Source organism: Microbispora sp. ATCC PTA-5024 (assembly GCF_000511135.2).
Lineage (GTDB): Bacteria > Actinomycetota > Actinomycetes > Streptosporangiales > Streptosporangiaceae > Microbispora > Microbispora corallina.
In genome coordinates, this window is sequence record NZ_KI866526.1 from 500,892 (window position 1) to 511,871 (window position 10,980).

Here is a 10,980-nt window from a genome sequence, read left to right on the forward strand (position 1 = left end):
AGCTGAGCGCCAGGCCCCGCGCCAGCGCGGCCCAGGCCGCCACGTCCCGCTCGGCGGAGGCGCGCTCGCCGCGCAGGGCCTCCATCAGGCCGCGCTCGGCGAGCAGGGCGGAGCCGTCCTCGGCGACCACGACCGTGCCGGGGTGGACCGCGCCGTGCGCGAGCCCCGCGGCGTGGACGGCCAGCAGTGTCTGGGCGGTCTCGACCAGGACGGTCGCGGCGCTGCCCGCGTCGAGGCGGCCGCCGGCCTCGGCGAGCAGGTCGGCCACCGTCGGCACCGGCCGGGCGGCGGTGATCAGGTAGACCTCGTCGCGGGCGGCCACCAGGTCGGCCACGGGCATCAGCCCGGTGACCCCGCTCTGCCGCAGCCGCCGGTCCGCGGTGACCGCCGCGACCAGCCGTTCCCGCGCTCCCGGCGCGGCGAGGTCGCGCGGATCGAGCCGGAGCACGCCGGAGGGGACGCCCTCCGGGGAGACCGCGTCGCTCCAGGTGCCGAGCTCGCTGGTCCGGGTGCGCCCGGTGAGCCGGTGCCCCGCGACGGCGGCGCCGTCCTGCATCTACCCCCGCCTCCGATGCCTTCCGCCCATCCTTCTCACCGCAAGTGTGGCGGGAACGAGGCCCGTCGTCACCATGCCCAGGGCAAGAGCGCCCATCGGGGCCGCCGAGGGGTCGGAGGAGGGCGAGGCGCTGGTCAGCCGCGGCGTGTCCGGGGTGGACGGCTGCGTCGAGACGGTGGGGGTCGAGCTCGGCGTCGTCCGCGTGGGCGACGGCTGCGCGGTCGGACGGGTGGTCGGCGACGGGTCGCCGGGCAGGTTGGCCGTGACCGTGGGGTCGGGCTGCGGTGCGGTCGGCGAGGGCGCCGGCTTCTTCGTCGGCTTGGGCGTGGGCTTCGGCGTCGGCTTGCGGGTGGGCTTGGGCGTCGGCCGCGCCGTGGGCCGCGAGGTCGGCGTGGGCGCGGGGGGAGCGGCGGTGGTCGCCGGCGCGGCCGTCGGCGTCTTCGAGGCCGGGGGCTTGGTCGGCTCCTCCGACGGGGTGTCCTCCGGCGTCGGCTCGTCCTCGGGCTCGGTCGTCGCCGGGTCGGCCGTCGTCGGAGCCGCCGGCGTGGGGGTGTCGGCCGTGGTGCCCGCCTGGAGCGTGGTCCCGCTGACGGAGTTGACGAGGGCCGCCGTCCCTCCCGCGATCACGCACATGGCGACCAGGGTGAGGCCGATCTTCATGCCGGCCCGGCCGAGCAGGCCGCCCAGCCTGGTCTCGGCCACGGTGGTCGAGACCTCGGGAGGCTCCTCGGCGAGCGGGAAGAACGGCACCAGGAGGCCGGCCAGCGCCGCCAGGCGCCGGCGGCCCCGGTCCTCCCACGCCGGGCCGTACGTTCCGGCGGCGATCTCCTCGAGCTCGCCGAGGAACTCCTCGGCCGACCGCGGGCGGTCCTCCGGCCGCTTGGCCATGCCGCGCTCGATCAGGCCGCGCAGCGGCGGCGGCACCTCGTCGACCGGGGGCGGGGTGGCCTGGTGCTGGCGGGCCAGCGCGGCGAGGTTCTGCGCGCGGAAGGGCCGCCCGCCTGTGAGGCACTCGAAGAACACGACGGTCGCGGCGTACACGTCGGTCGCCGGGCCCGCCTGGCCGCCCGTCCACTGCTCCGGGGCCATGTACGGCGGGGTGCCGGCGGCGTGGACGCCCTGCCCGGCCTGGGCCGCGATCCCGAAGTCGACGAGCTTGCTGTTGCCGTCGGACTCGATCATGACGTTCTCGGGCTTGTAGTCCCGGTGGACGACGCCGATCTCGTGGGCCCCGGCGAGCCCGAGGAGGGACCCCTTGAGCACCGCGAGCGCCGCCTCCGGGCCGGTGGGGCCCTCCGAGCGCAGCATCGCGCGCAGCGACACGCCGTCGATCAGCTCCATGACGATCGCGGCGCCCTGGGGGGCCTCGACGTACTCGTAGAACCGGGCGGCGTGCGGGTTGACGTCCATCGCGGCCAGCAGCCGGGCCTCGTGCCGGAACCTGGCGACGAAGTGGAGGTCCGACATCAGCTCCGCGGACAGATACTTGATCGCCACGAGCACGTCGTCGGGGTCGTGGCGGGCGAGCACCACCCGCCCCGCGCCGCCCGAACCGAGCTCACGGATCTCCGTGTAGCCGGGGACACGCCAGGCGCCTGTCTGGCCGTACATACGGTCTCCTCATCGCCTGGGCCCCCCGCCGTGGACGAGAACGTAGCTTAGTGACGCCTGAGGCGGAGGGTCGAAAAGTCATGAAACAGTCGTGGATTCGTGTCAAGCGCCGTGGTCCCGCAGGCGGCCGTCTTCTTGGTCAGCGTCGACGCGCCGCCCGGCGCCGCGGGGACGGTGGCGGCCCGCACGCCCCAGGCCGTCCCGCAGGGCAGGCGCGGGTAGGTGAACGTCTGCGTGACCGTGTACGACGTCTTGCCGGAGAGCGTCACGGTCCGGGTGCCGGCGGCCTTCCCGGCCAGGAGCCAGGTCAGGGTGAGCCGCACCTGCTTGGCGTTCGCGGTGACGACGGCGACGGTGGCGGTGGCGGCGGTCCCCGTGCGCGCGAGGCGTTTCACGGTGACGGACGTCACTGCCGCCGGGCAGTCGACGGCGACGCTCCGGGTGACCGCGCCGCCGGGCGCCGCCGGGTCGGTGGACGCCGTGAAGGCGACCTTCTGCCCGCACACCCGCTGAGGGAAGGCGAACGAGAGCGTGCGGGTGTAGGACGTCTTGCCGGACAGCCCCACGTCCTGGCGGCCGGTGGTGCCGTTCGGCGCGGAGAACTCCCCGATCAGCCGGACGAGCCCGGGCCCGTCGGCGGTGACCCGCACCGTGGCGGCCGCCGTCTTCGCGCCTGTCACGGTGAGCGCCGTGACGTCGAGGCCGGTCACGGCGGTGGGGCAGGCCGGGACGGCCGCCGTGCCCGCGTGGGCGCCGGAGCCCGGGTCCGTGGACGCGGTGATCCCCCACGTGCCCGAGCACGGCCGGGCGCCGAGATCGTGGGAGACCGCCTGCGTGTAGCGGGTCGCGCCCTTCAGCGTGAGCGTCTCGGTGGCCCTCACCGCGCCGTTCACGGTGAAGCGCACGGTCAGCGTGACCTTCGCGGTCCCGCTCGTCGTGACGGTGACGGTGCCGTGCCCCACGGCGGGCGAGGTGCGCGCCCCCGCCGGCAGCGACAGGCCGCCCACCTGCGCGGCGAGCACCTTCGTCGCGGGGGACGGCTTCGGGTGGCTCGGCGACGGGCTCGGCGAGTGGGCCGGCGGCGGGCTGGGCGGCGCGGCGGCCTCCGAGCGGGCCGGGGACGCCGGCGCCGACGGGGAGTCCGGCGGCGACTGCTGCGGCGTCGCGGTGGCTGATGGCGTGGCCGGGGACACGGCTGGGGACACGGCTGGGGACACGGCTGGGGACACGGCCGGGGACGTCGGCGGCGCGGCCGCGTGCGAGGCGGACCCCCCGGACCCCGCCGCGCCCAGGGCGTAGGCGCTGACCCCGCCCCCCGCGAGCACGAGCAGCGCTGCCCCGGCGACGAGCCGCACCCGGGTGCGCCGGAACGGCCGCAGGACGGTCCGTGCCAGCGAGGTGGAGAACTCGGCCGGCTCCTGCCGGTTGAGCGGGAAGGCGGCCGCCAGCGCGGCGGCGAGCGCGGCCAGCTTCCGGCGGCCCCGCTCCTCCCAGTCCGCGCCGTACGCGGCGGTCGCGACCTCGTCGAGGTCGGCCACGAGCACGGCGGCGCTCGCCGGGCGCAGTGCAGGGTCCTTGGCCAGACCCCGCTCGACGAGCCCGCGCACCGGCTCGGGCACCTCGTCGAGGGGGATCGCCGCCGTCTGGTGCTGGTGCCGGAGGGCCGCCCCGTCGTCGGCCCGGTACGGCCGGTGGCCGGTCAGGCACTCGAAGAAGACGACGGTCGCGGCGTACACGTCGGACGCCGGGGAGGGGGCGAGCCCGATCCACTGCTCGGGGGCCATGTACGGCGGGGTGCCTGCGGGGCTGGTGGGCCCTTCGGCGCGGACGGCCACGCCGAAGTCGGCGAGCTTGCTCGTCCCGTCGCCCTGGACGAGCACGTTCTCGGGCTTGTAGTCCCGGTGGACGACCCCCGACTCATGGGCGGCGGACAGGCCGAGCAGCGAGCCCTTGAGCACGGCCAGCGCGGCCTCCGGCCCGGTCGGGCCGTGCTCGTTCAGCAGTGCCCGCAGGGTGGCGCCGTTGACCAGCTCCATGACGATCGCGGCGCCGTGGCCCGTCTCGACGTACTCGTAGAGCTGGACCACGTGGGGGTCCTCCAGCTCGACGAGGAGGCGGGCCTCCTGGCGGAACCGTTCGAGGAAGCCGGGCTCGGCGCGCAGGGCGTCGGACAGGTACTTGACGGCCACGTGGGACCCGGACGCCTCGTGGAGGGCCAGGACGACGCGGCCGCCGCCGCCCGCGCCGAGCTCGCGGACCACCGCGTAGCCCGGCACGTTCCAATAGCCGGCGGCACTCATCGAAGCCTCCCATGAGAACAGGTTGGCCCAAAGTGTGCCGAAACATCCGTGGTGCTCGCTATCCCCTGTTGCGGATGTGCTCGGGGACCGGAATCCCCGGCGGCAGCGCCGGGTCGGGCTCGGGGGTCCCCCAGGACACGACGAGCGGCAGCACACCGGCCCAGACGGGGAGGGCGTAGTCCTCGTCGTCGTCCTTCGGCGGGCCCTGCCGCGTCTTCACCGAGGCCTCCTCCAGCGAGACGGCGGCCACGGCGGTGGCGGCGAGCTCCTTGCGGTCGGGGAGCCGCAGGGCGTCCCACTGGCCGGGGGCGAGCTGCTCGGTGATCGCCCGCAGCCCCTCCATCCGCTCGGCGGGGTCCTCGACGACCCGCAGGGTGCCGTAGATCATGGCGGAGCGGTAGTTGACCGAGTGGTGGAAGGTGGAGCGGGCCAGGACGACCCCGTCGACGTGCGTCACGGTGACGCAGACGGGGGCGCCGGCCGCCTCGCGCAGGGAGCGGGCCCCGGTGGAGCCGTGGAGGTAGAGCGTGTCCCCCACCCGGCCGTACCCCGTGGGGATCACCATCGGCGAGCCGCCGGCCACGAGCCCGAGGTGGCAGACGAGCCCGGCGTCGAGCACGGCGTAGAGGTCGGCGCGGTCGGTCCGTCCGCGCTCCTTCGAGCGGTTCAGGGTGGTACGGGCGGTTGTGGAGAGCATGTCCGTTACGTTAGGCGCAAGTGGACCGGCGGACCACGTCCACTTCCGGCAGCTCTCGGGAGACCACTTTGCGCGCGCACATCGACCTTCCCCTGGTCGTCGACCGGTCGTCGCCGGTGCCCCTCGCCGTCCAGGTGGGCGGCCAGCTCCGCGAGGCGATGCGGACCGGCGCCCTCAAGGACGGCGAGCGGCTGCCGTCCACGCGCGGCCTGGCCGCGCTGCTCGGCGTCAGCCGCACCGTCGTCACCGACGCCTACCAGCAGCTGTACGCCGAGGGCTGGCTCGACGGCCGGCACGGCTCGGGGACGTACGTGGCCGAGGGGACGTCCGGCCACCCCGAGGGCCCCGCAGTCGGGGCCGTCCCCGCCGCGCGGACCGTGCCCGCGTCCCGTCCCCGGCCCGACGGCCTGATCGACCTGCGGCCCGGGCGGCCGTGGGTGCACGACCACGACCGGGCGGCCTGGCGGCGCGCCTGGCGCTCGGCCGGCGACCTGCCGCTCGACGACGCCCCCGACCCGTACGGCCGGCCGGAGCTGCGCGAGCTGCTCGCCGAGCACCTGCGGCGGGCCAGGGCCGTCCCGGTGGGGGCGGGCGACGTCATGGTCACGCGGGGCACCGGCAACGGGCTCGACCTCATCGCCGCGACCCTCCTCGGCCCGGGGGCGCGGGCGGGGGTCGAGGAGCCGGGCTACCGCAAGGCGCGCACCGTGTTCGCGGGCCGGGGCGCGCAGATCGTCCCGTGCCCCGTGGACGACCAGGGCGTGATCGTCGAGGCGCTGCCCGACGACCTGCGGGTGCTGTACACGACGCCCGCCCACCAGTACCCGGTGGGCGGGCGGCTGCCGATCCCGCGCAGGGAGCGCCTGCTGGCCTGGGCCCGCCGTACGGGAGCCATGATCGTCGAGGACGACTACGACGCCGAGTTCCGCTACGACGTCGCGCCGCTGCCCGCCCTGTACGGCCTCGACCCCGCCCGGGTGGTGCTGCTCGGCACGCTGTCGAAGTCGCTCAGCCCCGATGTCGGGGTGGGCTGGCTCGTGGCCGCTGGGCCGCTGCTCGACCGGGTGGCCCGGCGGCGTGAGGAGCTGACCGACCGCACGCCCGGCCCGGTCCAGGCCGCCGTGGCCACGATGCTGGCCCGCGGCGACCTCGACCGGCACCTGCGGCGGACGCGGCTGGAGTACGCCCGCCGCCGGGCCGCCATCGTCGAGGCGCTCGGGCCGCTCGTCCACGGCGACACCGCCGGGCTGCACGTCATGATCGAGGTGCCGGCGGCGGCGCTCCCGGGCCTGGTGGAGCGGGCGCGGGAGCGCGGCGTGCTGCTGGACGCGACCGACCGCCACCACCACGGGCCGCCGCGGGTCCACGGCCTCGTGCTGGGATACGGGTCAGTGTCCCTCGCCGACGTGCGCCGGGGGTGCGAGGTGATCCGGGAGCTTATATCACCCGTTCCAGGAGCCTGAAGTCCTCCCTGGGCCGGGGCACGTCGACCCGCAGCCCCTCCTCGCCGACGATCCGCGCGATGTCGATCGACCCGGGGTCGCCGTCCCGGGTCCCCGGCACCTGCGAGTGGCCGAAGTGCCCGCCGCGCGCCCACAGCCGGCCGCTGCGCGTGGCCACCAGCGAGTGGGGGTACGGCAGGGGCGGGCCGGCCGGCCAGCGGCGGGGGACGCCCCACGAGTCCAGCCAGGCCAGGATGTCGTCGAGCCCGTCGAGCTTGGTGTCCGTGAACGGCTCCTGGGCGGAGCCGACGACTTGGATCTGCACGCAGACCCGCCCGTTCCTGCCCCGGTCCCCGGCGAGGCCGCCGGCCGCCCGAAGGGGCGGGAGCACCTGGACGATCTCCCCGGTCACCGGGTTCCATACCAGGTGCGGAGGGCGTTTCAGCTGGATGAGCCGCTGTGCGACGGATCTGGCCGAGACCGCCTGGGGATCGGCGGGCCAGATGAACCAGACGACCCGTGGCGCTCCGCCGAGCATCGCTCCGGAGTCCTCGGGGGAGGGAAGTCGGCTGGCGCCGGGCAGCCATGCTTGGGCCACAATGCCCCCTCAAATCCTCGGTCGCGTCGTTTTTCCCCTTTCGAGCTCCCGCTGACACCTCGCGACGCCTGATTGTTACTGGCGGGTGGCGATCCTCCGCGCGCTCCGGCGGCCGCCCCGCACGACCGCGTAACCCCTGGTGAGAATGCGTTCCCTGAGATACACGAGGGGAACGCCGCGGCCCTCGACGGCCATCCGGAAGCGGGCCGCCGTGGTGGTCCGGCCGACCGTCAGCCGGGGGACGTCGAACATCCCGTGGCGGCCTCCGGCGAGCGCGTTGTCCACCGAGCAGGCCGCTCGGTAGCCCGCCCTGCGGACCTCCTCGCGCACCCGGGCGCTCGAGTAGCCGTACGGGTAGGCCATGGTGGTCACCGGGCGCCCGAGCCGGTCCTCCAGCAGGGCCTTGTTGCGCCTCAGCTCCTCCCGCAGCGCCCCGGCGGGCAGCTGGTCGAGCTGGGGATGGCTGTGGCTGTGCCCGGCGATCTCCACCCCGTGGTCGGCCGCCTCCCGCACCTGCGACCAGCTCAGCGTGCGGTCGAGCGGGCGGCCCGCCGCGTCGCCCCCGGCGTCGCTGACCCACCCGCTGGTGAGGAACACCGTGCTCGGGAGCCCCAGCCGGTCGAGGACCGGCAGGGCCCGCGCGTGGAAGTCCTCGTATCCGTCGTCGAACGTGATCACGACCGGCCGGGCGGGCAGCCGCCCCTCCTCCAGCGCGGCCACCAGGCCGCCGAAGGTCAGCGGGGTGAACCCGCCGTCCTTCAGGTACGCCATCTGGTCGGCGAAGTCCCCCGGCCGTACGGCGTGGGGGCGGGTGGCGGGGGTCGGCCGGTCGGTGACCGAGTGGTACATCAGGACGGGCACCCGCGTCATGACCGCGCCTTCATGCGGGCGGTGCCGAGCACGTACCCCCAGGTCGTCCAGGCCAGGCCGACGACGATGGCGCCGGCGCGGCCGAGCCCGGCCACGTCGCCCCGCAGGGCGTCGCCGAGACCGCGCAGCACGCCGAGCGGCAGCGTCCTGAACGTGTAGCTCCGCTCGCTCGACAGCCCGTCCCCGGCGCCGACGCTGTTGGTCACCAGGGCCTTCGACAGGCCCTCGGCGAAGCAGCGCGACCGGAAGTACGCGAAACGGGACCGCGCCGGGGAGACCTTGTGGCCGATGGCCGCCCCGGGCTCGAACAGCATGACCGAGCCCGGCCTGCGCTGCGACAGCCGGATGCAGAACTCGGTCTCCTCGCAGCCCAGCGGCCTGCTCCTGCGGCCCTGCACGTTGCGCCCGATCTGCGTGCTGAAGCCGCCGACCCCGCCGATCACCTCGCGGAGGAAGGCCGCGTTGCCGCCCATCACGTTGCGGATGGGGGCCCGCTCGACCGGCATGCCCCGGTAGGTGCACCCCACCGTCCAGTCGAACTCCTCGGGGAACCAGCGGGGGCGCTCACCCGTCGCCCACAGGGGCCGGGTCAGGCCGCCCACCCCGACGACCGCCGGGCCGGAGGCGAAGGCGTCCTCGAACGCGGCCAGCCACTCGGGCGAGGCCACCGCGTCGTCGTCGAGGAAGGCCACCACGTCGCCGGTGGCCGCCTCGGTCCCCGTGTTCTTGCCGCCCGACAGCCCCCGCTCGTGGGCGTTCTCCAGCACCACGACGTCCGGGTACTCCCGCTTCAGCCGCAGATGGAGGTCCGGGTTGTGGTCCACCACGAGGATCAGCTCGTGCGGCTCCCGCCGCTGGGCGCGCACCGACTCGACGGCCGCCCGGATGTCGTCCCAGCGGTCCTCGGTGTAGACGCAGACGACGACGGAGATCCGCAGCGTCATGCCGCGCCCTTGTCGGCGGCCGCGGCCGGAGCGGTCACCGGGACGGGCCGGGGGACGCGCCGCCATTCGCGGACGATCGTGCGCAGCACGCGCAGGCCGTCGCGGACGGCGCGCAGGTTGCTCTCGCCGTGGATGCGGCAGCGCTCGTGGCTCGGCACCTCGTGCACTCGCAGCCCGGCGCGGGCGGCCCGGATGTTCATCAGCGTCTCGACCTCGAAGCCCTCGCAGTCGAGGTCGAGAAGCGGCAGGTGACGCGCCCAGAAGGCGTTGTATCCGTAGCAGAGGTCGGTGTAGCGGGTGCCGTAGAGCCAGTTGACGATCGTGCGCAGCACGGTGTTGCCGAACCGGCGGTTGAAGGTCAGGTCGTCGCTGCCGCCGCCCGCGATGTAGCGGGAGCCCTTGGCGAAGTCCGCGCCGCTGACGAGGGCGCTGACGAACTGGATGATCTCCCGGCCGTCCGTCGAGCCGTCGGCGTCGATCATCACGATGATCTCACCGGTGCAGGCGGCGAAGCCCTCGGCGAGCGCGTCGCCCTTGCCCCGCCCGCGCTGGTGCACGACGCGGAGGTTGGGACGCAGCCGCCGGGCGACCGCCACCGTGTCGTCGGACGAGTGGCCGTCGACCAGGACCACCTCGTGGACCCACTGGGGGAGCGTGGCGAAGACGTGCGGCAGGTTCTCCGCCTCGTTCATCGCGGGGATGACGACGCTCACCGTCGGGGCGACGGCGAGATGGGGACCGAGCGGCGTGTAGCGGTCGACAGCCGGCAGCGACCGCAGCGTGGCGAACTGCGACTTGACACCGTGCTCGGTGATCTCGGGACTCATGGTGACTGGGATGTCCTTCCGGGCGGTCTGTCATGAGCGGAGACTGCCGTCGGACCGGCGCGACTGGATGGAGAGGCGGTCTCCATCCCGGTCTCAGGGCAGGGAGGGGGCGTGATGGTCTGAGGGGGTTACCGCGAACGGGGCGGGGCGGTCCGGCGGGCGAGTCCGATGGCCTCGGGCTCCCGGAGATGCGTGGTGACGGTCACCTCGTGCCTGCCCCCTGTTCCACGGTTGCCTGTCCCCGGTACAGCAACCGGATGACGAGCAGGAAGAAGCCGAGCACCCCGATCGTCGCGACCCCGGCGCGGGGCGACCAGGCGTCGAACAGGAGCATGGCTTCGGCGAGTAGGACGTTGATAGCCAGGCTGGCCGCTGCGCCCACCGTGAGCACGGCGAGAGGGTCACGATCGCGCAACAGTCCGGCCACCGCGGCACCGGGGACGACCAGCAGGAACAGGGGCGTGAGGACCATCCTGACCGGGGTCTGGACGTCCGCCAGCGCGAGCACCGCTCCGGCCGCGCACGCCACGGCGAGCACGACCTTGACGACGGCGACCTTGCTGCCCATTGCTGCTTACTCCTCGGATGGCGGCCCGTTCATCGGACCAACCGGCTTCATCGGACGTCAATGGCGACGCCTCAGGTGAGCGACGGGTTTACCGGATCACAGTGGAAAGCTGTGATCTTATCCGACATGTTGCGAGGAGTTCAGGCGGAGGGGCTGACCGAGGGGTTCGCCTCCGGTGTGCTCGACGGCGTGTCCGACGGAGGGTCGGGCTCGGGATCGGCGTCGCCGGTGCCCTCCTGACCCCGCCAGGAGATGTGGCAGGAGGGGGACCCGGCGGCCGACCGGAACGTCACCGCGCCGCTGCCGGGGACGCCCGGGTCCACGACGGCGACCGTGATCCGCCCGGTCGCGCCCGCCTTGAGCCGGCCGTGCGCCGGGGAGACGGCAAGGCCGTCCGTCGTGATGGCCGTCCACTCGACCGCGGCCTCGCGGGCCGACAGATTGATCACGCTGCCGGCGGCCGAGCCGATGTCCCCCGGGCAGGAGGCGGACAGGCTCGCCGCGGCCGGCGTGCGGGTCGGCGGGCGGCCGGCCGGGGCGCGGGACGGCCGGGGACGGGCCTGGGGG

The 10,980-nt window shown here is 74.8% G+C and carries 10 protein-coding genes and 1 pseudogene; 1 reads left to right on the forward strand and 10 read right to left on the reverse strand.

The window, feature by feature from the left end:
- The 4 genes and pseudogenes from MPTA5024_RS42900 to MPTA5024_RS33025 form a co-directional block, all read right to left on the reverse strand.
- Positions 1-556, reverse strand: a pseudogene (locus MPTA5024_RS42900) (hypothetical protein); the annotation flags it as partial.
- Positions 557-2,167: a serine/threonine-protein kinase gene (locus MPTA5024_RS33015; RefSeq protein ID WP_036331621.1), complete on the reverse strand. Its 1,611-nt coding sequence runs from the start codon at positions 2,165-2,167 to the stop codon at positions 557-559.
- Between the two features lie 47 nt (positions 2,168-2,214).
- The gene (locus MPTA5024_RS44430) at positions 2,215-4,467 is read right to left on the reverse strand and encodes a serine/threonine-protein kinase (RefSeq protein WP_084370193.1); all 2,253 of its coding nucleotides are present in this window, start codon (positions 4,465-4,467) and stop codon (positions 2,215-2,217) included.
- Between the two features lie 58 nt (positions 4,468-4,525).
- Positions 4,526-5,164, reverse strand: a complete 639-nt coding sequence (locus MPTA5024_RS33025) for a pyridoxamine 5'-phosphate oxidase family protein (RefSeq protein WP_036331622.1) — start codon at positions 5,162-5,164, stop codon at positions 4,526-4,528.
- Positions 5,165-5,232: 68 nt separating this feature from the next.
- Between MPTA5024_RS33025 and pdxR the strand changes: the two genes are divergently transcribed.
- The gene (gene pdxR, locus MPTA5024_RS33030; protein ID WP_036331624.1) at positions 5,233-6,627 is read left to right on the forward strand and encodes a MocR-like pyridoxine biosynthesis transcription factor PdxR; all 1,395 of its coding nucleotides are present in this window, start codon (positions 5,233-5,235) and stop codon (positions 6,625-6,627) included.
- Here pdxR and MPTA5024_RS33035 read toward each other — a convergent pair.
- The 6 genes from MPTA5024_RS33035 to MPTA5024_RS33060 form a co-directional block, all read right to left on the reverse strand.
- Positions 6,602-7,204, reverse strand: coding sequence for a hypothetical protein (locus MPTA5024_RS33035; RefSeq protein WP_198167535.1), 603 nt, complete (start codon positions 7,202-7,204; stop codon positions 6,602-6,604). The genes pdxR and MPTA5024_RS33035 overlap by 26 nt on opposite strands.
- 75 nt (positions 7,205-7,279) lie before the next feature.
- Complete coding sequence (locus MPTA5024_RS33040) at positions 7,280-8,074, reverse strand: polysaccharide deacetylase family protein (RefSeq protein WP_036331626.1); 795 nt, start codon at positions 8,072-8,074, stop codon at positions 7,280-7,282.
- Complete coding sequence (locus MPTA5024_RS33045; protein WP_036332116.1) at positions 8,071-9,018, reverse strand: glycosyltransferase family 2 protein; 948 nt, start codon at positions 9,016-9,018, stop codon at positions 8,071-8,073. The genes MPTA5024_RS33040 and MPTA5024_RS33045 overlap by 4 nt, the downstream gene beginning before the upstream one ends.
- Complete coding sequence (locus MPTA5024_RS33050; protein ID WP_084370194.1) at positions 9,015-9,845, reverse strand: glycosyltransferase family 2 protein; 831 nt, start codon at positions 9,843-9,845, stop codon at positions 9,015-9,017. Before MPTA5024_RS33050 ends, MPTA5024_RS33045 begins: the two co-directional genes overlap by 4 nt.
- Positions 9,846-10,047: 202 nt before the next feature.
- Complete coding sequence (locus tag MPTA5024_RS33055) at positions 10,048-10,413, reverse strand: hypothetical protein (protein ID WP_036331628.1); 366 nt, start codon at positions 10,411-10,413, stop codon at positions 10,048-10,050.
- A 140-nt stretch (positions 10,414-10,553) separates the two neighbouring features.
- The coding region (locus MPTA5024_RS33060) for a hypothetical protein (RefSeq protein WP_036331630.1) at positions 10,554-10,980 on the reverse strand (427 nt) is incomplete at its 5' end.

Coding starts and splice junctions, on each gene's coding strand:
- MPTA5024_RS33050 (WP_084370194.1), bottom strand. CDS start 9,845: ATGAGTCCCGAGATCACCGAGCACGGTGTCAAGTCGCAGTTCGCCACG.
- MPTA5024_RS33025 (WP_036331622.1), bottom strand. CDS start 5,164: ATGCTCTCCACAACCGCCCGTACCACCCTGAACCGCTCGAAGGAGCGC.
- MPTA5024_RS33055 (WP_036331628.1), bottom strand. CDS start 10,413: ATGGGCAGCAAGGTCGCCGTCGTCAAGGTCGTGCTCGCCGTGGCGTGC.
- MPTA5024_RS33040 (WP_036331626.1), bottom strand. CDS start 8,074: ATGACGCGGGTGCCCGTCCTGATGTACCACTCGGTCACCGACCGGCCG.
- MPTA5024_RS44430 (WP_084370193.1), bottom strand. CDS start 4,467: ATGAGTGCCGCCGGCTATTGGAACGTGCCGGGCTACGCGGTGGTCCGC.
- MPTA5024_RS33045 (WP_036332116.1), bottom strand. CDS start 9,018: ATGACGCTGCGGATCTCCGTCGTCGTCTGCGTCTACACCGAGGACCGC.
- MPTA5024_RS33015 (WP_036331621.1), bottom strand. CDS start 2,167: ATGTACGGCCAGACAGGCGCCTGGCGTGTCCCCGGCTACACGGAGATC.